This is a genomic window from Devosia beringensis, assembly GCF_014926585.1.
Taxonomy (GTDB): Bacteria; Pseudomonadota; Alphaproteobacteria; order Rhizobiales; family Devosiaceae; genus Devosia; species Devosia beringensis.
Genome location: NZ_CP045422.1, coordinates 1,475,949 through 1,499,220 on the forward strand (window position 1 = coordinate 1,475,949; position 23,272 = coordinate 1,499,220).

At 64.8% G+C, this 23,272-nt stretch carries 23 protein-coding genes; 17 read left to right on the forward strand and 6 right to left on the reverse strand.

The window, feature by feature from the left end:
- The first annotated feature begins 116 nt into the window (after positions 1 to 116).
- On the forward strand, positions 117 to 611 hold the full coding sequence (locus GDR53_RS07165; protein ID WP_193337379.1) for a LuxR family transcriptional regulator: 495 nt from the start codon (positions 117 to 119) through the stop codon (positions 609 to 611).
- A gap of 412 nt (positions 612 to 1,023) precedes the next feature.
- Here the strand turns inward: GDR53_RS07165 and GDR53_RS07170 are convergent, their stop codons facing one another.
- A complete protein-coding gene (locus GDR53_RS07170; protein WP_193337380.1) occupies positions 1,024 to 1,956 on the reverse strand; it encodes a calcium/sodium antiporter in 933 nt (310 codons plus the stop codon).
- A 141-nt stretch (positions 1,957 to 2,097) separates the two neighbouring features.
- Here GDR53_RS07170 and GDR53_RS07175 point away from each other — a divergent pair, with 141 nt between their 5' ends.
- A complete protein-coding gene (locus tag GDR53_RS07175) occupies positions 2,098 to 2,772 on the forward strand; it encodes a nitroreductase family protein (RefSeq protein ID WP_193337381.1) in 675 nt (224 codons plus the stop codon).
- A gap of 113 nt (positions 2,773 to 2,885) precedes the next feature.
- On the opposite strand, the gene GDR53_RS07180 is transcribed toward GDR53_RS07175, so the two are convergent.
- Positions 2,886 to 3,458, reverse strand: a complete 573-nt coding sequence (locus GDR53_RS07180; protein WP_193337382.1) for a c-type cytochrome — start codon at positions 3,456 to 3,458, stop codon at positions 2,886 to 2,888.
- Between the two features lie 159 nt (positions 3,459 to 3,617).
- Here GDR53_RS07180 and GDR53_RS07185 point away from each other — a divergent pair, with 159 nt between their 5' ends.
- The 10 genes from GDR53_RS07185 (at position 3,618) to GDR53_RS07230 (ending at position 12,694) form a co-directional block, all read left to right on the forward strand.
- Positions 3,618 to 4,886: an NADH:ubiquinone reductase (Na(+)-transporting) subunit A gene (locus GDR53_RS07185; protein ID WP_193337383.1), complete on the forward strand. Its 1,269-nt coding sequence runs from the start codon at positions 3,618 to 3,620 to the stop codon at positions 4,884 to 4,886.
- Entirely contained in the window at positions 4,883 to 5,692 is an 810-nt protein-coding gene (locus tag GDR53_RS07190) for an RnfABCDGE type electron transport complex subunit D (protein ID WP_193337384.1), read from the forward strand. Before GDR53_RS07185 ends, GDR53_RS07190 begins: the two co-directional genes overlap by 4 nt.
- Complete coding sequence (gene nqrC / locus GDR53_RS07195; protein WP_193337385.1) at positions 5,685 to 6,491, forward strand: NADH:ubiquinone reductase (Na(+)-transporting) subunit C; 807 nt, start codon at positions 5,685 to 5,687, stop codon at positions 6,489 to 6,491. The genes GDR53_RS07190 and nqrC overlap by 8 nt, the downstream gene beginning before the upstream one ends.
- The gene (locus GDR53_RS07200; protein ID WP_193337386.1) at positions 6,488 to 7,147 is read left to right on the forward strand and encodes an NADH:ubiquinone reductase (Na(+)-transporting) subunit D; all 660 of its coding nucleotides are present in this window, start codon (positions 6,488 to 6,490) and stop codon (positions 7,145 to 7,147) included. Before nqrC ends, GDR53_RS07200 begins: the two co-directional genes overlap by 4 nt.
- Positions 7,144 to 7,746, forward strand: coding sequence for an NADH:ubiquinone reductase (Na(+)-transporting) subunit E (gene nqrE / locus GDR53_RS07205; RefSeq protein ID WP_193337387.1), 603 nt, complete (start codon positions 7,144 to 7,146; stop codon positions 7,744 to 7,746). The genes GDR53_RS07200 and nqrE overlap by 4 nt, the downstream gene beginning before the upstream one ends.
- The gene (gene nqrF / locus GDR53_RS07210; protein WP_232846753.1) at positions 7,746 to 8,960 is read left to right on the forward strand and encodes an NADH:ubiquinone reductase (Na(+)-transporting) subunit F; all 1,215 of its coding nucleotides are present in this window, start codon (positions 7,746 to 7,748) and stop codon (positions 8,958 to 8,960) included. Before nqrE ends, nqrF begins: the two co-directional genes overlap by 1 nt.
- A gap of 2 nt (positions 8,961 to 8,962) precedes the next feature.
- Complete coding sequence (locus GDR53_RS07215; RefSeq protein ID WP_193337389.1) at positions 8,963 to 9,922, forward strand: FAD:protein FMN transferase; 960 nt, start codon at positions 8,963 to 8,965, stop codon at positions 9,920 to 9,922.
- A gap of 11 nt (positions 9,923 to 9,933) precedes the next feature.
- The gene (locus GDR53_RS07220) at positions 9,934 to 10,101 is read left to right on the forward strand and encodes a hypothetical protein (protein WP_193337390.1); all 168 of its coding nucleotides are present in this window, start codon (positions 9,934 to 9,936) and stop codon (positions 10,099 to 10,101) included.
- Positions 10,094 to 10,495, forward strand: a complete 402-nt coding sequence (locus GDR53_RS07225) for a CBS domain-containing protein (protein WP_193337391.1) — start codon at positions 10,094 to 10,096, stop codon at positions 10,493 to 10,495. The genes GDR53_RS07220 and GDR53_RS07225 overlap by 8 nt, the downstream gene beginning before the upstream one ends.
- Before the next feature lie 1,077 nt (positions 10,496 to 11,572).
- Positions 11,573 to 12,694 (forward strand): tyrosine-type recombinase/integrase, encoded by a 1,122-nt coding sequence (locus GDR53_RS07230; protein WP_193337392.1) that lies wholly within the window; start codon positions 11,573 to 11,575, stop codon positions 12,692 to 12,694.
- A 15-nt stretch (positions 12,695 to 12,709) separates the two neighbouring features.
- On the opposite strand, the gene GDR53_RS07235 is transcribed toward GDR53_RS07230, so the two are convergent.
- Positions 12,710 to 13,899, reverse strand: a protein-coding gene (locus tag GDR53_RS07235) for an IS3 family transposase (protein WP_193334513.1) whose coding sequence is annotated in 2 segments (ribosomal slippage) — positions 12,710 to 13,641 and positions 13,641 to 13,899 — 1,191 coding nt in all. Because the reading frame shifts where the segments join, the coding sequence is not laid out codon by codon here.
- A 78-nt stretch (positions 13,900 to 13,977) separates the two neighbouring features.
- On the opposite strand from GDR53_RS07235, the gene GDR53_RS07240 reads away from it, so the two are divergent.
- Entirely contained in the window at positions 13,978 to 14,244 is a 267-nt protein-coding gene (locus GDR53_RS07240) for a hypothetical protein (RefSeq protein ID WP_193337393.1), read from the forward strand.
- Between the two features lie 224 nt (positions 14,245 to 14,468).
- Here the strand turns inward: GDR53_RS07240 and GDR53_RS07245 are convergent, their stop codons facing one another.
- The 3 genes from GDR53_RS07245 to GDR53_RS07255 all read right to left on the reverse strand — a co-directional run bounded on the left by GDR53_RS07245 (position 14,469) and on the right by GDR53_RS07255 (position 17,866).
- On the reverse strand, positions 14,469 to 15,347 hold the full coding sequence (locus GDR53_RS07245) for an ABC transporter permease (protein ID WP_193337394.1): 879 nt from the start codon (positions 15,345 to 15,347) through the stop codon (positions 14,469 to 14,471).
- A complete protein-coding gene (locus GDR53_RS07250) occupies positions 15,344 to 16,285 on the reverse strand; it encodes an ABC transporter permease (protein WP_193338007.1) in 942 nt (313 codons plus the stop codon). Before GDR53_RS07250 ends, GDR53_RS07245 begins: the two co-directional genes overlap by 4 nt.
- Positions 16,286 to 16,360: 75 nt before the next feature.
- The gene (locus GDR53_RS07255) at positions 16,361 to 17,866 is read right to left on the reverse strand and encodes an ABC transporter substrate-binding protein (RefSeq protein WP_193337395.1); all 1,506 of its coding nucleotides are present in this window, start codon (positions 17,864 to 17,866) and stop codon (positions 16,361 to 16,363) included.
- A gap of 220 nt (positions 17,867 to 18,086) precedes the next feature.
- On the opposite strand from GDR53_RS07255, the gene GDR53_RS07260 reads away from it, so the two are divergent.
- Genes GDR53_RS07260 through GDR53_RS07275 form a run of 4 tightly spaced genes read left to right on the forward strand, consistent with a single transcriptional unit; the run spans position 18,087 to position 23,272 of the window.
- Positions 18,087 to 19,295, forward strand: a complete 1,209-nt coding sequence (locus tag GDR53_RS07260; protein ID WP_193337396.1) for an ROK family protein — start codon at positions 18,087 to 18,089, stop codon at positions 19,293 to 19,295.
- A complete protein-coding gene (locus GDR53_RS07265) occupies positions 19,292 to 20,059 on the forward strand; it encodes a glucosamine-6-phosphate deaminase (protein WP_193337397.1) in 768 nt (255 codons plus the stop codon). The genes GDR53_RS07260 and GDR53_RS07265 overlap by 4 nt, the downstream gene beginning before the upstream one ends.
- On the forward strand, positions 20,052 to 21,641 hold the full coding sequence (locus GDR53_RS07270) for a gamma-glutamyltransferase family protein (protein WP_193337398.1): 1,590 nt from the start codon (positions 20,052 to 20,054) through the stop codon (positions 21,639 to 21,641). Before GDR53_RS07265 ends, GDR53_RS07270 begins: the two co-directional genes overlap by 8 nt.
- Before the next feature lie 2 nt (positions 21,642 to 21,643).
- Entirely contained in the window at positions 21,644 to 23,272 is a 1,629-nt protein-coding gene (locus GDR53_RS07275) for an ABC transporter ATP-binding protein (RefSeq protein ID WP_193337399.1), read from the forward strand.

The window sequence follows — 23,272 nt, forward strand, 5'->3', positions numbered from 1 at the left end:
GTTAGGGCTTGTCCGGTCAGGCCCGTTAGTCGTATTTATACGCTATGCTGCCAGCCCATTCCGATAGTGCAACTGTTCCGCCCGCGCGCTTCACCCTGGGCGAAATCCCCGTCCCGATGGTGTTTGCAACCCATCGCATCATCCGCGACTGCAATGACGAGTTTGCTGCCCTTTTCGGCTACGAGCGCACGGACCTCAGCGACACCAGCTTCTCACGGCTCTATCCGGCCATTGCCGATTTCGTGCGCACCGGCCAGATGTGGCGCAGCCATCTGCCCGGCGGCCAGGTTTATTATGACGAGCGCATCATGGAGGGCGCGGACGGGCGCCGCTTCTGGTGCCGCGTCAACGGCCGTTCGCGCCATGGAGTCGACCCGTTTGCCGAAGCGCTCTACTGCTTCGAGCCGATGAACCGGCCGGTCACCGAGGCGACGGTGACCGGCCGGCAGCGTCAGATCCTCACCTTGGTCGCACAAGGCAAGACCAATTCCGCCATCGCCACGGAAGTCGGACTGAGCAAGCGAACCGTCGAGGCCCATCGCCTGCGCATGATGCGACAGGTGGGCGTGCGCAATACCGCAGAACTGATCGCCTGGTTCTTTGCGCGATAAGCGAGGGTCGCATGAATCCCGGACCATTACTCAGGACCGCCACCAGTTTTTGGCAATTGACTGACTGCTGATCATCTTTTTGGGCGAGCCGCCGCAGAGCGATCTGCCTTCACAAGAGAGATGATCATCGACAGATCGGTTCAAGAATTGGACGCGGATATAGCGGAGCTTTTTGGCGCAGTGGAAACCCTACTTCCCATCCAGCAGTGGCCTGCTGTTTGGCGCAGGGGTATGGTTCGAGCCGCTCATGTCGAGGACGTGCGGATGTCAAACGGCCTGCTGCATAAACGTGGTCACTTCCCGGGCGTTTTGCGCCCCATATCGGTTATTCCAGACGTCTTGGTGGTCGCCCGAAAGTTGACGGTCAGCCTAAGCCGGCCAGGCAAAGTTTGCGGGCGTCCGAATTCGGGCTCTACCCTGCCGCTTGCAGCCAGACCGTGCCGGTATAGAGCCCAAAGCCGGCCACCAGCAGCATGCCCTCGACCCGGCCGATGCGGCGCCCGGTAACGGCAAAACCCAGCAGCAGCACCGTCGTGGCCAGCATGACGGGAAAATCCACCATGATCAGCCGGGCCGGAATCGGCCCGCTCGACAGCATGGCGGTAAGCCCGCCAATGCCCAGCACGTTGAAGATATTGGAGCCGATGACATTGCCCAGGGCGATGTCGGACTGCTTGCGCGCGGCGGCCAGCAGGCTGGTGGCCAGTTCGGGCAGCGAGGTCCCCACGGCAATGATGGTCAGCCCGATCACCGCCTCCGATACGCCCAGGCCGGCGGCCAGGCTGACCGCTCCGTCGACCAGAATCTTGCCGCCCGCCGCCAAGAGCACAATGCCGGCCACGGCGGCCAGCAGCGCCGCGGGAACCGGCCAGCCGGGCGCGGCGGCCGCTTCGGCATCTACCGCCTCGCCGCTGCGATAGGCAAAGACGATATAGGCCACCAGCCCCGCCAGCAGCACCACGCCCGCCCAGACATTGAGCAGGCCCAGGGCGCAAATCAGCCAGAACAGCACCGCGGCGCCCAGCGCCACGATGCCGTCGCGCCGCAGCGCCGCCGTTGACACGGCAATCGGCATGACCAATGCGGCCGCGCCCGCCACCAGCAGGCCATTGGCAATATTGGAACCCACGATATTGCCGATCGCAATGCCGGGCGATTGCGCCAGCGCGGCCATCACGCTGGCCACTACTTCGGGCGCCGACGTGCCAAAGGCCACGATGGTCAGCCCGATGATCAGCGGGGACACGCCCAGCCGCACTGCAACGGCGCTGCTGGCGCGCACCAGCAGCTCGGCCCCGGCGATCAGCAGTATCAGCCCCCCCAGGATCAACAGCCCATCGCTCATTCGGTCATCTCCGGCAACCACCCCATAGTCTTGCCCGATCCGTGCCGGCACACAATCGGCAAGGCCGGACTTGACGCAGGTCAATGCGTCGCACCGGCCAGGCCCTAGCCTGTGCCCAGTTTGCACCGAAAGGATTTTGCCATGCCCCTGACCCGCAGAACATTCTTCGCCGCGTCGGCCCTGGTGGCCAGCCTGCTGACCGGCCGCGCCATGGCGCAATCGGTGCCTGAGACCCTGGTGGGGTTTGGCGCCATGTCGCTCAGTGATGCGCTGGCGCGCCGCGAATCCATCCGCACCTATACCGACAGCCCCATCGAAGAGGCGCAGCTGCTGGCGCTGCTGGGCGCCGCCAACGGCGTCAATCGCGGCGACGTCGATGGCCGCACGGCACCCTCATGGCGCACCGCCAAGGATATCGAAATCTATGTCGCCCAGGCTGCCGGGATCAGCCATTATGACGTGGCCAACAATGCGCTGCTGCCGGTTTCGGGCGATGATATCCGCTCCATTGCCAGCCCGCAGCCCTTCGTTGCCAAGGCGCCGGCGCTACTGATCTTCGTGACCGAGCTGTCGCGCATCCTTGAAGCTGCCGGGCTCGAACCCGATGCGCTGGACGCCCTTACCGAGGACCACCGCATCGCCGCCCATGTCAACGCGGCCGTCATCGCGCAGAACGTCTATCTGTTCTGCGCCGCCGAGGGCCTGGGCACCTGCCTGGTGGGTGGCGCCGACCGGGCGGCCCTGGCCAGCGCGCTCAAGCTGACCGAGGGGCAATTAGTAGCCTATATCCAGCCCGTGGGTCACCCCGCCGGCTGAGCGGGGCCGCCGTAACCAGCCGACGGAATCGGCTGGCGGGCCTCATGACGAAGCCGGTGCGCCCTGGGGGCGTACCGGCTCTTTGCATTGTACCGGCTGGTGGGTGCTTCGGCCTATTGCTGCCATGCCGCCGGAATGTCTGCGGCGGCGATGGGCATGGCCGAGGCCGCATAGCTGGCAAAGGTCTCGCGTTGCTTGTCCTCGGTCAGCAGCCGGCGGTGATAGGGCGCGCTGAAGATATCCATCCAGCCATCAACATCCCGATCCTGCTGCAGGTAATAGGCCCCCACTCCATGGCAGGCAAAGCAGGTCTGCGCGAACAGCTCGCGCCCGTCCGGCGGCAAGGACTGCACCATGCTGGCGACGTCGGTGCCGGTTACCGCGGCGGGCAGGTTGAGCGCAAGGTATTCGGCCAGCATTGCCTGCTGGTCAGGCGTCATGGCCGTGCCCCTGCCGGCCAGGTCACTGGCCCACTCGGCGTTGCTGGCGGTGGTGCCAACCATCTCGACGAGGACCGCCGTATCGGTGGTCAGGCTCAGCAGCAGGTCCTTGGGGCTGCTGGGCAGGCTGGCAATGGGGTCGCTGGTCTGCGCCAGCGCGCCCATGCTCATGACGCCGGCAAGCGTCAGCACAAGCACGGTCAGGGGCAGTCGGCGGGCGGCGCTGCACAGAGGGGCTGATGTCATCGGCTTGAGGTCCTTTTTCGTGTTGCATCCATGGCTATCGACACTGCCGGGCAGTGTAGGGCCAAAACCTCCCCCCACCGTGATCCAGATCAATTTTCCTGCGCCCTGCACGGTTAATCTCCTGGCACCGGACAAATCGGATGGATGGGAAACCACGGCATGGCAGGTGGCCACAGGGCAGTGCGGATCCGCCAGGGGCTCGACCTTGATTATGCCGGCGCGCCCCGGCAGGTCGTTGATGACACGGTAGCGGTGACTGCGGTGGCCGTTCTGGGCAGCGATTATCCCGGCCTGCGGCTGGAGCCGCTGGTGGTGCCGGGCGCCCGGGTGCAGCCGGGCCAGCCAGTGCTGCGCGACCGCCGGCAGCCTGAACGACTGGTGGTGGCGCCGGCTGCCGGCACGGTCGGCGAGGTCAGGCGCGGCCCCCGCCGCAGCATCGAGGCGGTGACCATCGCCGTCGGGGACGCGGCCGGCGTGGACTTCCCCATGCCCACGACCCTTGACCGGTCCGCGCTTGTCAGCCTGCTGCACGCTTCCGGGCTCTGGGCTGGCATTCTGAGCCGACCCTTTGGCCGGCCGGCCGACCTCGAGGCCACGCCGGCAGCACTGTTTCTCACCGCCATGGACAGCCGGCCGCACGCCGCCGATGCGGCCATGGTGATCGCCGAGCACCTGCCCTGGTTCCAGCGTGGCGCCGCAGCCCTGCGCCTGTTGACGCCCGGCCCCTGCTATCTGTGTCACGAGGCTGCGCACAGTCCGGCGCCGCTGAGCGGTATCACCCCGGTCGGCTTTGCCGGCCCGCATCCCGCCGGCCTGCCGGGCACCCATATCCATCACCTGCACCCGGTTGGCCGCATGCCGGGCGTGGTCTGGCAAATCGGCTATACCGACGTCATCGCGCTGGGCCATCTGCTCGCCACCGGGCAGGTCTGGACCACCCGCATCATTGCGCTTTCGGGGCCGGCCGTCACCGACCCGGTGCTGCTGCGCGTGCCCCCGGGGGCGCGGCTGCACGATCTGGTCGCCGGCCGGCTGGTTCAGCCGGCGGTGCGGCTCTATTCCGGCTCGGCGCTGGACGGGCGGGTGCAGGATTTTCTGGCGCGCGACCATCTGCAGGTCTTTGCCCTGCACCATCACGCGCCCGCCGCCCCCCTGCCGCCGCTGCTGCATCGGCTGCAGGCCTGGATGGGCACGGGCATTCCCGCCCTCATCCCCAATGGCGTGCATGAGCGCGTTGCCCCGCCCGGCATCCTGCCCATTCCCCTGCTGCGCGCGCTCAGCACCGGCGATGTCGACATGGCGCGCCAGCTGGGCGCGCTGGCTCTGGTCGAGGACGATCTGGCGCTGCTCTCCCATGTCGATGGCGCCGGCACCGATTACGGTGTCATGCTGCGGGCCGTGCTCGATGAACTGGCGCCCCAGCCATGATCGGCACCGCTGATACTATCGCCCGTCGTGAGCCGCTCGGCCAGATCTGGGGCCGCAGTGCGCTGCCGACCCTGCTCGGTCTGGTCCTGCCGCTCTTCATGCTGGCGCTTGCCCAGGGTGCTGGCCTGTGGGGGCGGCTGGCGCTGATAGCAGCGGTCGTGCTGGCCCTGCAGCTGGCCTTTGCCGTGCTGCGTCGGCACAGCGTTGATCTGCATGGCCTGGTCACCGCCGTCATCATCGCCCTTGCCGTGCCGGCCGAGGCCCCGCTCTACCAGCTGGTCCTGGGCACGGCTTTTGGTGTCGTGATCGGCGAACAGGTGTTTGGCGGGCGGGGCCGCTCCTTCCTGCATCCCGCGGTGGTCCCGCTGGCCTTCCTGACCTTTTCCTTTGCCGACCAGGACTACCGCACCGGCCCCGATCTGGCGGCCTGGACCCTGCTGCCGGCGCTGCTCCTCATGGTGGCCAGCGGCCAGGCCGCCTGGCGCCTGCTGCTGGCCGCCGCCGGCACGCTGGTGCTGCTGGCGGCTCTGGCCGGCAATGGCGAGCCCTGGACGGCCCTGGCGCCGGGCGGCGTGCTGCTGGTGCTGCTCTACCTGGCGGCCGATCCGGTCGCCTCTGCATCGACCAATCCGGGCCGCTGGGCCTATGGCGCGCTGCTCGGCCTGTTGGCCAGCGTGTTCGGCCAGGTCGGGCCGGGCTTTGGCGCCATGGTCTTTGCCACCCTGCTCGGCGCCATCTTCGCCCCGCTGCTCGATCGCCTCGTCATCATCGCCCACCAGCTTATCGAGGAGCGGCGTCATGGCTGATCAAGCGCCCCGCGGCCCTTGGCAACGCTTCCTCGCCCGTCCCAATAGTGATCGAACCAAGACGCTGGGCGTGGCCTTTCTCGTCGCCCTGGTCTGCGGCCTTGCCGTCTCGGCCGCCGCAGTGAGCCTGCGACCGCTGATCGCCGCCAATGTCGATGACGAGCGCCAGGCCCGCATGGCGGCCATGCTGGCCGACCTGCCCGGCATTGGCGACATCCTGGCCGAGGCCGGCGCCGGAGCGGTCGATCTGCAACTGGTCGACCTGGCCAGCGGCACCCTGGTCAGCGACCGCGATCCGGCCAGCTATGACCCGCTGGTCGCCGCCGCCGATCCCGCCATGAGCACGGAACTATCGCGGGCCGAGGACTTTGCCGGTCTCGGGCGGCGCGAAAACATTGCCCCGGTCTATTTCGTGCGCCGCGATGGCGCCCTGGCGCTGCTCGTCCTGCCGGTGCGCGGCACCGGCTATGGCGGCCTCATCAAGGCCTATCTGGCGCTGGAGGGCGATCTCAATACCGTGGCGGCGCTCACCGTCTATGAACAGGCCGAAACCCCCGGCCTGGGCGGCCGCATCACCGAGCACGACTGGCAGGCCCAATGGGCCGGCAAGCAGGTTGCCGAGGACGGTGCCGTGGTCATCGAAGTGGTGCGCGGCGAGGCCACCGGCCCCCATGAGGTTGCCGGCATTTCGGGCGCCTCGGTCACCGGCTATGCCGTCACCGACATGATCCAGTTCTGGCTCGGCCCGGCCGGCTATGGCCCCTTCCTCGAACGCCTGCGGGCAGGAGACACGCCATGATCAAGGGGCTGCGCACGCTGACTGACCCGCTCGTCGAGAACAATCCGGTCACCGTCCATATTCTGGGCATCTGTTCGGCACTGGCCGTTACCACGGCCATGGCCACGGCCCTGACCATGTCGATCGCCCTCACCCTGGTACTGGTTGCCGCGGCCGGCATCATCAGCCTGATCCGCGCGCACATTCCCGGCGCCATCAGGCTGATCGTGCAGATCACCATCATCGCCGCCCTGGTCATTGTCGCCGACCAGCTGTTGCGCGCCTTTGCCTATGAGATGAGCCAGCGGCTGACGGTCTTCGTCTCGCTGATCGCCACCAATTGCATCGTGCTCGGCCGCACCGAGGCCTTTGCCCTACACAACCCGCCCGGTCCCAGCATGCTGGACGCCCTGGGTAATGGCCTGGGCTACAGCGCCGTGTTGCTGCTGGTCGCCTTTATCCGCGAACTATTTGGCTCGGGGAGCCTGTTCGGCATCAGCCTGCTGCCCCTGGCGGCCGATGGCGGCTGGTACCAGCCGCTACGTCTGATGCTGCTGGCGCCCAGCGCCTTCATCATCCTGGGCCTGCTGATCTGGGCCATTCGCAGCCTGCGGCCGCACCTAGCCGAACCGCGCGAATTCGCGCTGCGTCATGCGCCGCGGGAGACTCGCACATGATCGAGCTCTTCCAGCGGTCGATCTTCGAGGAAAACCTGGCGCTGTCCTTCTTCTTGGGCATGTGCACCTTTCTGGCGGTGTCGCGGCGCATCGAGACCGCCTTCGGCGTCGGCCTGGCGCTCATCGTCGTGCAGGCCATCAGCGTGCCGCTCAACAACCTGCTCTATAGCCATGTCCTGGCCGATGGCGCGCTGGCCTGGCTGGGCCTGCCCGATACCGATCTGGGCTTCATGCGCCTGATCACCTTCATCGCCATCGTTGCCGCCCTGGTGCAGGTGCTCGAAATGCTGCTCGACCGCTTCGTGCCGGGCCTGCATCGCGCGCTGGGCATTTACCTGCCGCTGCTGACGGTCAACTGCGCCATTCTGGGGGGGAGCCTCTTCATGGTCGAGCGCCAGCTCGACCTGCCCGAAAGCGTGGTCTTTGGCCTCGGCACCGGCATCGGCTGGGCCCTCGCCATCGTCACCCTGGCGGCTATCCGCGAGCGCCTGCGCTATGCCAATGTGCCCAGGGGGCTCGAAGGGCTGGGCATTGCCTTCATCGTCACCGGCCTCATGTCCATGGGCTTTTCCGCTTTTGTCGGCGTGCGGGTGCTGTGATGGAAATCCCCATTGCTGCCGGCTTCACCGTCCTGCTCATCGTCGTTCTGGCGGCGCTGCTGCTGCTGGTGCGCGCCGTGCTGCTGCCCTCCCGCCCGGTGACCATCACCCTCAATGGCGAACGGGCGATCGAGACGCTGACCAATATGCGCCTGCTTGAGGCGCTCAACGGCAACGGCATTGCCGTACCCTCCGCCTGCGCCGGCGCTGGCAGCTGCGGCCTGTGCCGGGTCACAGTGACGGGCGCCGAGCCGGCTCTGCCGACCGAACTGGCACTGCTGTCGCGCCAGGAGCTCCGGGACAATGTCCGGCTGGCCTGCCAGGTGGTGGTGCGCGGCCCGCTCGCCGTCACCGTGCCCGACGACATTCTCAATGTGACGCGCTTTGACTGCACGGTGGTCTCGAGCACCAGCCTCACGCCGCTGATCAAGGAAATCGTGCTGGCGCCCCCGGCGGATCTGGATTTTGCCCTGCGCCCGGGCGGCTTCGTGCAGGTGACCGCGCCGCCCTACCGGCTCGACTTTGCCGATATCGCCGTGGCGCCCGCGCATGCCGCCCATTGGGAGCGCCTGGGCCTGCGCCGGCTCGCCGTCCACAGCACCGAACCGGTGACCCGCGCCTATTCGGTGGCCAACCGACCGCAGGACAGCGGCAGGATCGTGCTCAATATCCGCCTCGCCGAGCCGCCCCCCGCCCGGCCCGACGTGATGCCCGGCATCGTCTCCTCCTACCTGTTCGGGCTGGCCACGGGCGACAGCGTCGCCATCTCCGGTCCCTATGGGCATTTCGGTGCCAGCGACACCAACAAGGAGATGATCTTCATCGGCGGCGGCGTCGGCATGGCGCCCTTACGGGCCATCATCCACGATCAGCTCGAAGCCCGCGCCTCCGGCCGCACCATCAGCTTCTGGTATGGCGCCCGCAGCCGTAGCGAGCTCTATTATGCCGACCAGTTCGACGATCTGGCCCGCCGCCACGCCAATTTCCGCTTTGTGCCGGCTCTGTCCGAGCCAAGCCCGACCGACGGCTGGGACGGGCAGGTCGGCTTCATCCACGATGTCGTGCTGCGCGCCTATCTCCGCGATCATCCTTCCCCCGAGGACTGCGAATATTACCTCTGCGGCCCGCCCCTGATGATCGGCGCCGTCTTTGCCATGCTCGATTCCTGCGGCGTCGAGCGCACATCCATCTTCAACGACGATTTCGGGAGCTAGCCATGTCCTTGACCCGCCGCCGCCTCCTGCTGGGCGCCGCCGCCACGCTGTTGTTCCCCGCTCTGCCCGGCCTGGCCGACGAGCTTCGCCTCTCCGGCCGCGCCTATGGCACGTCCTGGCAGGTCCGCCTGCCCCGGACCGGCGACGTCACGGCCCTGGCACACGATCTCAAGACCCTGCTCGACCGGGTCGACGCCGCCATGAGCCCCTTCCGCCCCGACAGCGCCATTTCCCGCTTCAACCGCGCCCCCGCCGGCTGGCATGACGTCGATCCCGATCTGGCTCATGTCACCACAGAGGCGCTGCGCCTTGCCGCGCTCACGTCGGGCGCCTTTGATCCCAGCGTCGGCCCCGATGTCGGCCGCTACGGCTTCGGGCCCATCACCGGCACCCGTACCGGCAGTTTTGCCGATTTCGCCGTGACGGGCACGACCATCTACAAGGCCAAAAGCGACCTGACGCTGGACCTCTGCGGCATTGCCAAGGGCTATGCGCTCGACCTGATGGCCGCTACCATCGCTGAAGCCGGCTATCCCGCCTTCGTCGCCGAACTGGGCGGCGAGGTCATCGCCCGCGGCGCCGACCCCACCGGCGCCCCCTGGCGCATCGGCATCAGCGATCCGCTGGGCGGGCCGCTACGCGCTTTGGTCGACACAGACGGCCTGGCGCTGGCCACCTCCGGCGACGCCATCAACGCCTATGAGGTGGCGGGCCGCCGCTATAGCCACATCATCGATCCGCTGACCGACGAACCCTTGCGCAACGCCGTCGCCTCGGTCTCGGTCTTTGCCCCCAGCGCCATGACCGCCGACGCCCTGGCCACCGCGCTCATGGTGATGGGCACCGACTCCGGCCTGCGCTTTGCCGATGACCACGCCCTGGCCGTCCTCTATTTCGACCGCGTGCCGGGCGGGCTGCGTGCAGCCGGCAGCCGTGCCTATGCCCATCACGTCAGCAGATGAGGAGCGCCGCCATGTCCACCATCCTTGCCGCCATCGTCCTTGTCATCCTGGCCATGCTGGGCCTGGCCGTCGGGCTGGCTTTCGGCAAGCCGCCGCTCGAGCGCTCCTGTGGCGGCACGCGCTGCCAGAATGCCTGTGCCGGCTGCGACCGGATCAAGGAGGCCTTGTCCCATGACTGACCCCATGCCGACAGTGGGCGACGTCATGAAGGTGGATCTGGTGACGTTGTCGCCCGGCACCGAAATCGTGCGTGCCGTCGCCATTCTGCTCGACAACAGGGTATCGGGCGCCTGTGTGCTGGATGAGGCCGGCACGCTGCTGGGCGTGCTGTCCAAGCGCGATTGCCTCAAGGCCGCGCTCAATGCCTCCTATTACAAGCAATGGGGCGGCGTCGTCGCCGACTATATGTCGCCCGATCCGACAACGCTGGATGCCGAACTCGATCTGGTGGATGCCGCCGAGGCCATGATCGCCAGTTCGTTCCGCCGCTTCCCCGTGCTGCGCGACGGTCGCTTTGTCGGCCAGATCAGCCGGACCGATGTCCTGGCCGCCCTCAGCGCCCAGTGGCGCTAGGGCCGCCCTGTGTTTCTTGGCCGCTCAGGCGAAGGGCACATTGGGTCCGGTCGGGTTACAGACCACCACGCATATTTTCCGATTGGACAAACACAGATTTGCGTGGGTTCAAATTCTGCGAAAAGCCAACTTGGCGTTAACGCAATTCAACAATACTTAATTCGGGTTAATTCTTTTCAATATTAGAGAAGCAAATTCGATACAGACGAGCGTCCTGTCATTCGTCCGGAGCTGAAATGACGTGCAGCGCATACGAGGTGCAGAGTTGTGCACGGCGGATGATTTGCATGGCGATTTGGAGTCCGGTCATTGCCGATGAATTGGCGGCGCTGGTGGGCCGCTCCCAGTGACGGTGCGATACAAATCGCCTCGCATCGGCTTTTGGCCGGTCGGGCGCTGGTCAGGACATCGCCAGGCGACGCGAGGGAAAATGCAGGGCGACCGCGCTTCGGGCATTTACCGCGATGTCATCCGGCACTGTGAGCGGCCAAGCCTGGAGCGACGGGACGAGCCTGAATTACCGAGATTGACAACCCACAATGCCGCCAAAGGCCTTCGGTGCGGCGGTCCAGCGCGGGCACTTTACAACGAGCGAAGGTGAGCTTGGTCAGCCCACTGGACCGCTTCTAGGCGCTAGAATTGATGCGAAGCAGAGGTGGGCCGGGATCAGGCGCACGTTGTTGCGTTGTGAATGGCGTTATTGCGGCGCCGCGTCCCGGCGACGTATCGGCCCGATCGGACCGTTCAGCCACAAGGTCTGTTGAGTGTCCAAAACTGGCTCTGCCGCCATGTGCCTGGTCGGGTCCATCGACGGACCTTGCGCAAGCCGCCCTGTTATCGACACTGCCTTAATCTTAGCCGACGGTCAGCTATTGGGAAATCGAATTGCCGCCTGGATGGCCGGAATGGGGCGCCATTCGCTGCACTGTCGATGACAGCAATTCCGATGGTGGGTTTTATGGCGGGTCAGTCTAGTGCGGGGTGTAACCCTTGATCCTAGAGCGGTGCCAGCAGAATTATGGCGGAGAGAAAGTCCGCCGTACTGCCGTTCTTGACTGTTTATGATGATACTTGATAATGCCGCATCCGCTTGACTTTTTGGCACGTAAGCCGCCTTATCGTCCTCAGTTGCGCTTCATTATCTCTGGCTATGTCCAACCAGAAGTGCATACGGAAGTGCACACCATGGCAAGAGCGCTCAATAAAATCTCCGATACCTTTGCAAAGTCCGCGCTTGGACCAGGCCGCTATAGCGACGGCGGTGGGCTGTATCTCAACGTCAAGCCTGGCGGCGCAAAGAGCTGGATATTCATGTTCGCTAGAGGCGGAAAGAGGCAGGCAGTGGGGCTGGGCCCGTACCCGGCAGTTCGCCTGGCATCGGCGCGCATTAAGGCTTTAGAATTGCGCTCGGCTGTTGCTGAAGGCTCTGATCCAAAGGCATTGCGCACGCCGCAGAGGGAACTCAATTTCTCCGAATGTGCGGACGAGTTTCTGTCGTCCATGGAAACCCAGTGGCGCAATGCAAAGCATCGCGCGCAATGGCGAATGACGCTTGGCGATACCTACTGCGCGGCTATCTCGGGCAAGCGCGTTTCGCATATCAATACAGAGGACGTTCTCGCGGTTCTCAATCCCATATGGATGAAAAAGCCAGAGACGGCCTCGCGCATCAGAGGGCGCATCGAACGCGTGCTCGACTATGCCAAAGCGCGGGGCTGGCGAACTGGAGAGAACCCTGCACTCTGGCGCGGCCATCTGAAGAGCATTCTACCACCGCGACAAAAGCTTAGCAGAGGGCACCACGCGGCGATGGACTACAAGGAAGTTCCTGCGCTTGTAAAACGGCTGCAGCGTTCGGATGCGATGGCTGCAAGGGCACTGGAATTCTTGATCTACTGCGCTGCTCGATCAGGAGAGGCCCTTGGGGCGCGGTGGGAAGAGTTCGACATTGAAGCCAGCATCTGGAAGATCCCCGCCGAGCGGATGAAGGCTGGCCGGCCCCATCGAGTCCCGCTTTCACAGCAGGCGCGGGATCTCATTGAGAGACTTGGCACTACGAGAACATCAGAGTTCGTGTTCGCCGGTCAAAAAGCCGGCCGCCCCTTGTCGGCTATGGCGATGGAGATGTTGCTGCGGCGGCTTCGGGTGACCACCGTCACTGTGCACGGGTTCCGGTCCTCATTCCGCGATTGGGCCTGACGTTGCCCCCAACTTCTATCCAGCGTGAAGTAGACTCGGGCGGTTAGTTTGGTCGATCTGGCCGGGGTGAGCGACGGGGGCTGGCGCGGAGCTGGTCATTGAGCGGAGCGGCAGATCCCGTCGCGGGTTGAAGGTGTCGGCGTATTCGGCAGGCGTCATCCAACCCAGCCGCGAGTGCGGCCGGTGCAGATTGTAATCGGCGCGCCAAGACGCCACGGTGGCCCGGACGTGAGCAAGCGATGGGAACAGGGTCTCGTTGAGCAGTTCGTCCCGCAGCCGGCCGTTAAAGCTCTCGATGAAGGCATTCTGGATCGGCTTGCCAGGGGCAATGTAGTGCCAGTCGATCCCCATCCGGTCAGCGAAGCCCAGGATGGCATTGGACGTGAACTCAGTCCCATTGTCGCTGACGATCATCTTGGGGCGTCCTCGAGTAGCCATCAGCGTCTCCAGCTCTCTGGCAACGCGCAGACCAGACAGCGAGGTGTCGGCAACCAAGGTCAGGCATTCGCGTGTGCAGTCATCGACCACTGTCAGCACCCGGAAGCGCCGACCGTCGGTCATCTGGTCGGAGACGAAGTCCAGGGACCAGCGTTCGTTGGGCGCCATTGGGATCAGCATCGGCGCCCTGGTGCCCATGGCACGCTTGCGGCCGCCTCGACGGCGCACCATCAGCTTCTCCTCGCGATAGATCCGGAACAGGCGCTTGTGATTGACCTGATACCCTTCCCGCCGCAGCAGGACGTGCAGCCGCCGATAGCCAAACCGTCGCCGCTCATGGGCAATGGCCTTCATCCGGTCGCGCAGCACGATGTCATCGGTTCGCAGCGCCTGGTAGCGCATCGTCATCCGGCAACATCCCAATACTCGGCACGCCCGCCGCTCGCTCATCCCATAGGCAGTCTGGAGATGGGCGACAGCATCCCGCTCGGCGGCGGGCGCTACCATTTTTTTCCAAGAAGATCTTTCAGCGCGGCATTATCGAGCATGCTGTCGGCCAGCAGCTTCTTGAGCCGGGCGTTCTCGTCCTCAAGCGCCTTCAGTCGTCGGGCCTCGCTGACGTCCATGCCGCCATACTTGGCCTTCCATTTGTAGATGCTGGCATTGCTGACGCCATGCTTGCGGCACAGGTCGGCAACTGGAACGCCGGCCTCCTGCTCCTTCAAGATCGCAATGATCTGCTCTTCGGTGAACCTGGTTCGCTTCATCTCTGGTCCTTCTGATGGGGCCAGAGCCTACTTCAAACTGGATTAGGCGCAGGGGGCAACGTCAGGATCAATCGTGCCGTGCCGGCTAATACGATCGGCGCCTTCGTCGACACGCTTGCCCATAACATTGCGGCCTTGGCCGATGGGGTTGTCGCTGCAGCAAAACAGAGCCTGCCGGCCGACGACTATGCCGCGGGCCTGGACCTCGAAAATCCCGCCTGGGCTGGCCTATTTGCGCAGCCAGCGGCCGGACGGTTGCTGCTGGGCGGCCTGGAACGGGGCGCCCAACCCCCCGAAGTGGAACGCAACCTCGAAGTCATGTTGCGTGAAATGGCCCAGCAGTAAGTTAGGGCGGACTACGCTACCTGGCGGTGCGGGGCTGACCTGCTCCGCCAGACTCATGATCTTCATTCAATGGCAGCTTCCAGGTTAATGAAACCTGGCGGAGAACGGCCGCTATAGGGCGTCTACTGCTAGGCAGGAACGCGCCCCATTTCAGCCGTTCGCTACACATTCAAAGCCCCCAAAAGCGGACTTAGGATTTGGTGGAACGCCGTCGGCCCTGGCCGTCAGGTGTCGTCCTGCTGGGGATTGAGCGTATCGTTTAGTCCATCGCCGAGCAGGTTGAAACCGAGCACGATTATGATTATGGCCAGGCCGGGCCAAACTGCCATCCAAGGAGCCTCGATCAGGAACTGGCGGGCCACGTCGAGCATGCTGCCCCATGATGGGGCGGGCGGGCGCTGTCCAAGGCCTAGAAAGGCAAGGCTGGCTTCAGCCAGAACGGCAACAGCCATGGTTATTGTGGCCTGCACGACGATGGGGGCCAAGACGTTGGGCAGAATGTGGGACAGGATAATGTTGACATCGCGCACGCCCTGCGCACGGACGGCGGTGACATAGTCCTCATCCTTGATGGTCAATACCTGCCCGCGGGTCAACCGGATGAAGATCGGCATCGCCGAAACGCCAATCGCGATCATCGCATTTTCCAGGCTGGACCCCAGGAACGCCGCCAAGGCTATGGCCAGGATGAGAAAGGGAACAGCAAGAAGCGCATCCGTGAACCGGGAAATCACCATGTCGAGCCATCCGCCGAAATAGCCTGCCAGCAGCCCCAGCGGGACGCCCAGCGCGATCGCGATGCTCACGGCAATGATGCCGGCGGCCAGTGAGGCGCGCGCTCCAAAGATCACGCGGGAGAGAATATCGCGCCCCAAATCATCGGTGCCGAACCAGTGCAATGCAGATGGTGCCTGCCGCACCGCCAGCCAGTCGGACACGTTGGGATCGAAGGGCGCAAGAAGCGGCGCAAACGTCGCCACCAGGGCAAAGAAAATGACGATGGTACCGCCGATAATAGTGCTCGGATGGCTTAGTGCGCGGACCAATACCGATTTGCGGCTGCCGCCGCGGGCGGTGGCGAGCGGTGCGGAAACGTCGCTCATGAACGGAGCCTCGGGCTCAGAATGACATAGGCAATGTCGGCGATCAGGGTGAGCAGCATGAACATCACCGCAGAACAGATGACCACCGCCTGCACGACAGCATAGTCGCGGCTGAACACGCCATCGACGATCATCTTGCCAAAACCGGGAATGCCGAACACCTGTTCGGTCAGCACAGCGCCCGACAACAGCTCGCCCAGATGCAGCGTGCTTGTCGTGACCACCGGGATCAGGCCGTTTCGCAGGGCGTGCCGCCGCACCACAATGCCCTCGCGCAGGCCCTTTGCGCGGGCGGTCCGCACATAGTCCTGCTTGAGCGTGGCGATCATCGAGCTGCGGGTATGTCGCATGACGATTGCCGCCGCCGCGGTGCCCAGTACGATGCTGGGCAACAGGGTGAAGCGCAGGTTCTCGAGCGGCGACTCGAAAAACCCGACATAGCCGCCGCTTGGCAGCCAGCCCAGAGAGACCGCGAACAGCAGGATCAGCATGATGCCGAGCCAGAAACTGGGAATGGACAGACCGCCCAGCCCGATCATGCTCACCAGATAATCGACGGGGGTGCCGCGCTTGACCGCCGCCAGCACACCGGCCGGAATGCCGATGACCAGGGCGATCATCATGGCCTGCAAGGAGAGCTGCAGGGTGACCGGCAACTTTTGCAGGATCATTTCCCCGATCGGCAGGCGGGTGCGGATGGACATGCCGAAATCGCCCTGCAGCAGGCCCGTCAGCCATTTGAAATATTGGACCGGCCAGGGCTGATCCAGCCCGTATTTGGTCCGCAGGAACTCGATGACCGCCGGATCGGGCTCCTGGCCCGCCAGCGCCACGGCCGGATCGCCCGGCAGCAGCTTGAGCAACAGGAATACCAGCACGGAAACCAACAACAGGGTGGGTATGGCGACCAGAAGACGCCGAAGGATGAAGTTGAGCATGTCGGTGCGGACCAGTCTGGGTGCCAGGAAGGTGAGAGGCACGCCCCATGCGATGCATGGGGCGTGATCTGGGCGCTAGAGGGCGCCAGGCTTGACGCCGGTGACGCGCAGCAGGCCGTCTGGATAGATCGTGATGCCCTCAATCGAGGCCTGGGCGCCGTAGAACCAGGTCGAATGGTAGAGCGGGATCGTCGGGCGATCGGTCAGGTAGATCTCGGCGACCTCTTCATACAGCGCCTTGCGGGCGTCAACGTCGAGTTCCTGCCGTGCTGCAAGCAGAACCTCTTCGAGTGCAGGCGAGACATAGCCATTCAGGTTCTGGCTGCCCTCTGCGCCGAAGAAGGTGTAGAGCGTCGGATCCGGATCGGCGCGTCCACTCCAGTTGCCGATATAGAGCTCGAAATTGCCGGCGAGATAGCGCTCGATTGCCGAGGAGGTTTCCAGAGGCAGCAGGTTCACCGTAAATCCGGCTTCCTGAGCCAGGGACTGGATGATCTGGGCCACGCGCCCGTCCGTCAGCGAGTTTTCGTAGGTGATCTCGATCGTCGGGTTATCGACGCCCGACACCTCGATCAGTCCCTTGGCCGCGTCCAGATCGCGGGCGGGGACCGGATGACTGCTGCTGTAGAACGGGCTCGATGGCGGCAGCATCTGGTTGTCGGCATTAAATTCGCCGTTGAAGGCCACCTGGTTGATGATATTGCGGTCGAGCGAGAGCTCAAGCGCTTCGCGCAGCTGCGGGCTGTCGGCCAGCACGCCGGCCGAGCCTTCCGCGACGTTGATGAACAGGTGGGAGACCGCCAGACCTGGCGAACTGTGCAGCGCCAGGCTCGTGTTGGAGCGCACGGCAGCCAGATCGGTGGGCGCAATGCGCTCGGCAATGTCGAGATCGCCGGCCTGAATGCGCGACAGGCGCACGGTCGAGTCGGGGATGATCTGATATTCGATGCTGTCGTAGCCAATCTCGTCAGCGTTCCAGTAGCCATCAAATTTGTCGAGGCGGATGAAGTCGCGGGCGCTTCGCTCGGCATACTGATAAGGGCCCGAGCAGACAGGATTGGCCGCAAAGGCGTCAGCCGAGGTCGCGGCCGTCGGGGAGACCATCATGCCGGCCCGGTCGGTCAACACCGACAGCAGCGGGGCAAACGGGGCGTCGAGCTTGAAAATCACGGTCGAGGCATCGACCACTTCAACGGCAGTGATCGGGGCCAGTTCGCCGCGACGCTTGGATTCCTCGAGCGTCTGCATGCGTTCGATGTTGGCCTTGACCGCCTCGCCATCGAAGGGGGTGCCGTCCTGGAAGGTTACGCCTTCGCGCAGCTTGAGGGTGAGCTCGGTGCTGCTGTCGTTCCAGGACCACTCCGTCGCCAGCTTTGGCACGATTTCCAGGTCGGCATTGATGTCGAGGAGCTTGTCACACATGGCTTCAAAGACGATGCGACCAGAATAGGTGCCGCCGACGGCCGGATCGAGCGTGTCCGGATCGTCCTGCAACCCGACGCGCAGGGTCTGCGCGCTGACCGAGGACATGGTGAGAGCCATGATGCCGGCCAAGGCCAGCAGCTTTTTCGAGGCGATCATAACTATATTCCCTAATTACACAGGATGCCCCACGCATCCCGCATTCCCTAATCCCCTCAACGAAGCACGCTCCCGCTAGTTTGTAAAGTTGGCGAACGAATTATTCCGTCCGCAGGTAGGGAACCGCATTCATGGGGCGAAAATGTGCGTATCAAACTTGACGCAAGCAGCTAAATGGCTTCATTTGTTCGTGGAACTGACTAATTGGGCCTCTGCACGCATGTTCTCCTTCTCTTCAATCGCGACTAGCCGACAGATCACCCTGCGCAGCGTGATGCGCATCCTGCTCGACCGCCGCGGCATATCGCGGGCCGAGCTGGCACGCCTCACTGGCCTGTCCAAGCAGACAATGTCTGAGGTTTTCCGTGACCTCGAAATGGAAGGCTGGGTACAGATGAGCGGCCGCACCCAGGGCGGCGTCGGCCGGAGTGCAGCGACCTATGAGGTCTGTGCCGACCGCGCCCTGGTCTTCGGCGCGGATGTCGGCGGCACCAAGATCCAGGCCGCCATCGCGGATATGCACGGCGTCGTGCTGAGCGAAATCGTCGAGCCCACGGATGCACGCGGCGGCGAACATGTCATCGCCCAACTGGCCCGGATGAACCAGGTGCTGGCCGAACGCGCCAACCTGCCGAGCGAGCGCGTGCTGGTGGGCACGATCGGCATTCCCGGCGCATATGACGAGCGCTCCGGTACGTTGTTGATGGTACCCAATATTGCCGGGCTGGAAGGCTCGCAGTTTGCCGCCTGGCTGGCCCGTTCTGTCGCCTTCGAGGTGCATGTCGGCAATGACGTCAACATGGCGGCCAAGGGCGAGCAGTGGCTGGGCAAAGGTCGGGACGTCGACAATTTCGTCTTCATCGCCCTGGGAACCGGCATCGGCATGGGGATCATCAACGAGCGTCGGGTATTGCGCGGTTCGCGCGGTGCGGCGGGAGAGATTTCGACCCTGCCCATCGGCGCCAGCGCCTATGACGGGCGTACCTTCTGGGCCGGTGCGCTGGAAACCATGATCGGCAGCGCTGCCATTCGCGGTCGCTATGAAGGTGGTGGCGGCCTGCCCGGCCTGACGGTGCGTCAGATCATCGACCGGGTCGGCGACGGCGACCGCATCGCCATCGCGACGCTGGATGAAGTTGCCCGCACCCTGGCCGAGGCGATCCTGGCCGTCTCGGCGGTGGTCGATCCGGAGCGGATCATCATGGGTGGCAGCATCGGGGCGCGGCCAGAGCTGCTCGAACGGGTGCAGCACTATCTGCCGCTCTGCATGGCCACCCCGCCCACCTGCACCATCAGCCAGCTTGGCAGCCGCGCCGGGCTCTACGGCACGCTGGCCAACAGTCTCGACATCCTACGAAAGGGCCTGTTTCAGACGCCCGAACTCGATGTGCCCATGCTCAGCGCCCGATCGCTGGAAGCCGCGCAATGACCGGCACCGCCCTCGCCCAGAGCGCGACCCTGCGCATTTTTGACACGGCCGCAGCAGCCGAACAGTTCGTCGCCGAGACCATTGCCGCGCAGATGCGGCGCCGGTCGAACAGCGTGCTGGGATTGGCGACGGGCAATTCGATGCGCGGGGTCTATCGGCAACTGGTACAACTGCGGCAGCGCGGCGCCGTGAGCTTTGCCGGCCTGACCAGTTTCAATCTCGATGAATATTGCGGACTGGAGCCGACCGACCCGTCGAGCTTTGCCGCCTATATGCAGCGCGAACTGTTCAGCGCGATCGACGCCGACCCTGCGCGCCTGCATCTGCCGGATGGGGCCGCCGATGGTGCGGCGCGCTATGAGGCGATGATTGCCGCCAGCGGCGGCATCGACCTGCAACTGCTCGGCATTGGACAGAATGGCCATATCGGCTTTAACGAACCCGGCTCTGCCGCGGGTTCACGCACCCGCATCGTCGACCTGGCGCCCCGCACCCGGGCGGTGAATGCGGCCGATTTTCCGTCGGACACACCCGTGCCCAGCCGAGCCGTCACCATGGGTATCGCCACCATTCTGGATTCCCGGCGCATTGTGCTGCTGGCGACGGGCGCGGCCAAGGCGCAGGCCTTGGCAGAAGCCCTGGAAGCGCCGATCAATGCACAATGCCCCGCATCCTTCCTGCAAACCCATCCTGACCTGACAATCGCCTGCGACCACGCCGCGGTCGCCCGATTGCAGCACAACCCGGAGGCCCGTCATGGCTGAGCGCGATTTCATGGTACCTGGCAAGTCGGTTGCCCTTTCCGGCAACGGCATGGCCGCGACCTCCCATCCCATGGCGACCCTAGCGGCTGTCGATATTCTCAGGGCCGGCGGCAATGCCGTCGATGCCGCGATTGCCGCGGTGGCGCTGCAGGGTGTGATCGACCCGCATATGACCGGCATCGGCGGCGATTGCTTTGCGCTCTATGCGCCCGCGGGCGGCGACATGGTTGCCTATAACGGCTCGGGTCCGTCGCCCAGGGCCGCCACGCTGGACACCTATCTGGCCATGGGCTGGTCCAACATGCCCGACAATTCGGTTCACGCGGTCACCGTCCCCGGTGCCGTCGATACCTGGTGCCGCCTCAGCGCCGAGCATGGCCGGATCGGGCTTGACCGCATCCTGCAGCCCGCCATCGACGCCGCCGAGCAGGGCTTCACCATTACCCCGCGCGTGGCGCTCGACTGGTCGCGCTATGGCAGCCGTGTGGCGGCGTTTCCCGATTCAGCCGAACAGTTTCTGCCCCATGGCAAGGCGCCGCAGACGGGTGACCGCCTCGGCAATCCTGCGTTGGGTGCGACATTGCGGGCCATAGCCCGGCACGGCCGCGCCGCCTTTTACGAGGGCGAAGTCGCCGACGATATCGTGGCGACGCTCAGGGCGTTGGGTGGCCTGCATGTGGGCGACGATCTCGCCGGCTTTGCCGCCGAGCTGACCGCGCCGATATCGGGCCGCTATCGCGACCACAGCTTGCACGAATGCCCGCCCAATGGGCAGGGCCTGGCGGCGCTGATCATCGCGCGCCTGCTCGACGGCTTTGATCTGGCCGACCCGAGCCTGACGGAAACCGACCGCATTCACCTGCTTGCCGAAGCCACCAAGGCTGCCTATCGGCAGCGCGACGCGCTGATCGCCGATCCCCTCGCCATGACGGCTACCCCGGACGACATACTGGCGGACGTCAATATCGATGCGCTGCGTGCCAAAATCTCGCGCCAGACCGCCTCGGCGCCCGACAGCTGGGACCTGCCGGTGCATCGCGACACCGTCTATGTCAGCGTCGTCGACCGCGACGGCAATGCCATGTCGCTGATCAATTCGGTGTTCTTTGCCTTTGGCAGCGGCATCTATGCCAAGAAATCCGGCGTGCTGCTGCAAAACCGCGGCGCGGGGTTCTCGCTCAAGCCCGGCCATCCCAACGCCATCGGCCCGGCCAAGCGGCCGTTCCACACCATCATACCAGCCATGGTCAGCAAGGCGGGCAAGGTGGTGGGCTCCTTCGGCGTCATGGGCGGGCAGTACCAGGCCGCAGGGCATGCGCATTTCCTGTCGCAGGTGCTCGATCGGGGCCTCGACGTGCAGGCGGCGTCGGACCAGCCCCGCAGCTTCTTCACCGATGGCGCCATTACGCTTGAGCCGACGATTGCCCCGGCGGTCCAGGCCGAGCTCGAAGCGCTTGGCCACGCCACACGCCGGGCAGACGAGCCGCTGGGCGGCTGCCAGGCCATCTGGATCGATCATGATCGCGGCGTGCTCTGGGGCGCATCCGATCATCGCAAGGACGGCATAGCGCTGGGATATTGATGATGGAAACACCCATTCAGCCTGCAAAGACATCCACCGTTTCCGTGCGGCATCTGGCGCTCAGGCTGCCCAAGGGCGCCGATCGCGCGCTGGCGCTGGTCGATCTCAGTTTCGAACTTCCCAAGGGCGAGGTGCTCTGCATCGTGGGCGAATCGGGTTCGGGAAAATCGCTATGCGCCCAGACCCTGATGGGCCTGCTGCCGCGGACGATCAAGGTGGAACGCGGTGAAGCGCTGTTCGATGCCGTCGACCTGATCAGCATCGATGCCGGAACGATGCGCTCCCTGCGTGGACGGCGCATCGGCATGATCTTTCAGGAGCCGATGACGGCGCTCAATCCATCAATGCGCATCGAAGACCAGATCATGGAAGTGTTCGAGGCGCATGATCTGCTCTCGCCGGCCGAGCGGCGGGCACGGGCGCTCGAGCTGGCGCGCGAAGTGCAGCTCCCCGATCCGGAGCGGACCATCAGGGCGTTTCCCCACCAGCTCTCGGGCGGACAGCGGCAACGCGCCATGATTGCCATGGCCCTGGCACTGGAGCCGGCCCTGCTGATCGCCGATGAGCCGACCACCGCCCTGGATGTGACAACGCAGGCCCAGATCCTCAAGCTGATGCGGGAGATCCAGCAGCGGCGGGGCATGTCGGTGATCTTCATTACCCATGACCTCGGCGTTGTGGCCGATATTGCCGATCATGTGCTGGTGCTGGAGAAGGGCATCGTGGTCGAACAGGGCAGGACGCAGGCCGTGCTGGGCAATCCCCAGCATCCTTATACCCGGGCCCTGATCGCTGCCGTGCCTTCGGGTACGCCGGCGCTGCGCCCTGTCGCGGCCGACCAGCCTGTCGCCCTGGCGGTGGAAAACCTCAACAAGTCATACGGCCAGAAAGCGGGCATGTTCGGCGACCGGCGCGTCGTGCACGCCGTCCGCAATGTCAGCTTCGAGATCCGTCGCGGCGAGACTTTGGGTGTCGTCGGCGAGTCGGGATCCGGCAAATCCTCGGTGGCCCGGCTGGTGACCCTGATCAATGCGCCCGACAGCGGCCACATCTATCTGGGCGGGGAAGACTTCAGCGCCATGCGGGGGGAAAAGCTGCGCCAACAGCGCAGCCGCATCCAGATGGTGTTTCAGGATCCATTTGCCTCGCTCAATCCCCGGCGTATGGTCGGCTTGAGCATTGCCGACGGCCCGATTGCCCGCGGCGTCCCGAAAAGACTGGCGCTCGACAATGCACGGGCGCTGCTGGAGCTGGTGGGGCTGGACGGCAAGTCCGCCGAACGACTGCCGCATGAATTTTCCGGCGGCCAGCGGCAGCGCATCGGCATTGCCCGGGCGCTGGCGCTCGAGCCCGACGTGCTGGTAGCCGACGAGGCCGTGTCCGCGCTGGACGTCACCGTGCAGGCACAGGTCCTCAAGCTGCTCGAGGAACTCAAGAGCCGGCTCAACCTGGCCATGCTGTTCATTACCCATGACCTGCATGTTGCGGCGCAGGTCTGCGACCGCATGGCCGTGATGCGCGCCGGCGAAATCGTTGAGATCGGCACGACGCGCGACATCTTTCTCAATCCCCAGCACGATTATACCCGCCAATTGCTTGCCGCTATTCCAGGCTCGGCTCGCCAACACTAA

Bases quoted from the DNA above. Each gene is read 5' to 3' on its own strand.
- GDR53_RS07165 (WP_193337379.1), top strand. From the start codon at position 117: ATGGTGTTTGCAACCCATCGCATCATCCGCGACTGCAATGACGAGTTT.
- GDR53_RS07170 (WP_193337380.1), bottom strand. From the start codon at position 1,956: ATGAGCGATGGGCTGTTGATCCTGGGGGGGCTGATACTGCTGATCGCC.
- GDR53_RS07175 (WP_193337381.1), top strand. From the start codon at position 2,098: ATGCCCCTGACCCGCAGAACATTCTTCGCCGCGTCGGCCCTGGTGGCC.
- GDR53_RS07180 (WP_193337382.1), bottom strand. From the start codon at position 3,458: ATGACATCAGCCCCTCTGTGCAGCGCCGCCCGCCGACTGCCCCTGACC.
- GDR53_RS07185 (WP_193337383.1), top strand. From the start codon at position 3,618: ATGGCAGGTGGCCACAGGGCAGTGCGGATCCGCCAGGGGCTCGACCTT.
- GDR53_RS07190 (WP_193337384.1), top strand. From the start codon at position 4,883: ATGATCGGCACCGCTGATACTATCGCCCGTCGTGAGCCGCTCGGCCAG.
- nqrC (WP_193337385.1), top strand. From the start codon at position 5,685: ATGGCTGATCAAGCGCCCCGCGGCCCTTGGCAACGCTTCCTCGCCCGT.
- GDR53_RS07200 (WP_193337386.1), top strand. From the start codon at position 6,488: ATGATCAAGGGGCTGCGCACGCTGACTGACCCGCTCGTCGAGAACAAT.
- nqrE (WP_193337387.1), top strand. From the start codon at position 7,144: ATGATCGAGCTCTTCCAGCGGTCGATCTTCGAGGAAAACCTGGCGCTG.
- nqrF (WP_232846753.1), top strand. From the start codon at position 7,746: ATGGAAATCCCCATTGCTGCCGGCTTCACCGTCCTGCTCATCGTCGTT.
- GDR53_RS07215 (WP_193337389.1), top strand. From the start codon at position 8,963: ATGTCCTTGACCCGCCGCCGCCTCCTGCTGGGCGCCGCCGCCACGCTG.
- GDR53_RS07220 (WP_193337390.1), top strand. From the start codon at position 9,934: ATGTCCACCATCCTTGCCGCCATCGTCCTTGTCATCCTGGCCATGCTG.
- GDR53_RS07225 (WP_193337391.1), top strand. From the start codon at position 10,094: ATGACTGACCCCATGCCGACAGTGGGCGACGTCATGAAGGTGGATCTG.
- GDR53_RS07230 (WP_193337392.1), top strand. From the start codon at position 11,573: ATGCCGCATCCGCTTGACTTTTTGGCACGTAAGCCGCCTTATCGTCCT.
- GDR53_RS07245 (WP_193337394.1), bottom strand. From the start codon at position 15,347: ATGAGCGACGTTTCCGCACCGCTCGCCACCGCCCGCGGCGGCAGCCGC.
- GDR53_RS07250 (WP_193338007.1), bottom strand. From the start codon at position 16,285: ATGCTCAACTTCATCCTTCGGCGTCTTCTGGTCGCCATACCCACCCTG.
- GDR53_RS07255 (WP_193337395.1), bottom strand. From the start codon at position 17,866: ATGATCGCCTCGAAAAAGCTGCTGGCCTTGGCCGGCATCATGGCTCTC.
- GDR53_RS07260 (WP_193337396.1), top strand. From the start codon at position 18,087: ATGTTCTCCTTCTCTTCAATCGCGACTAGCCGACAGATCACCCTGCGC.
- GDR53_RS07265 (WP_193337397.1), top strand. From the start codon at position 19,292: ATGACCGGCACCGCCCTCGCCCAGAGCGCGACCCTGCGCATTTTTGAC.
- GDR53_RS07270 (WP_193337398.1), top strand. From the start codon at position 20,052: ATGGCTGAGCGCGATTTCATGGTACCTGGCAAGTCGGTTGCCCTTTCC.
- GDR53_RS07275 (WP_193337399.1), top strand. From the start codon at position 21,644: ATGGAAACACCCATTCAGCCTGCAAAGACATCCACCGTTTCCGTGCGG.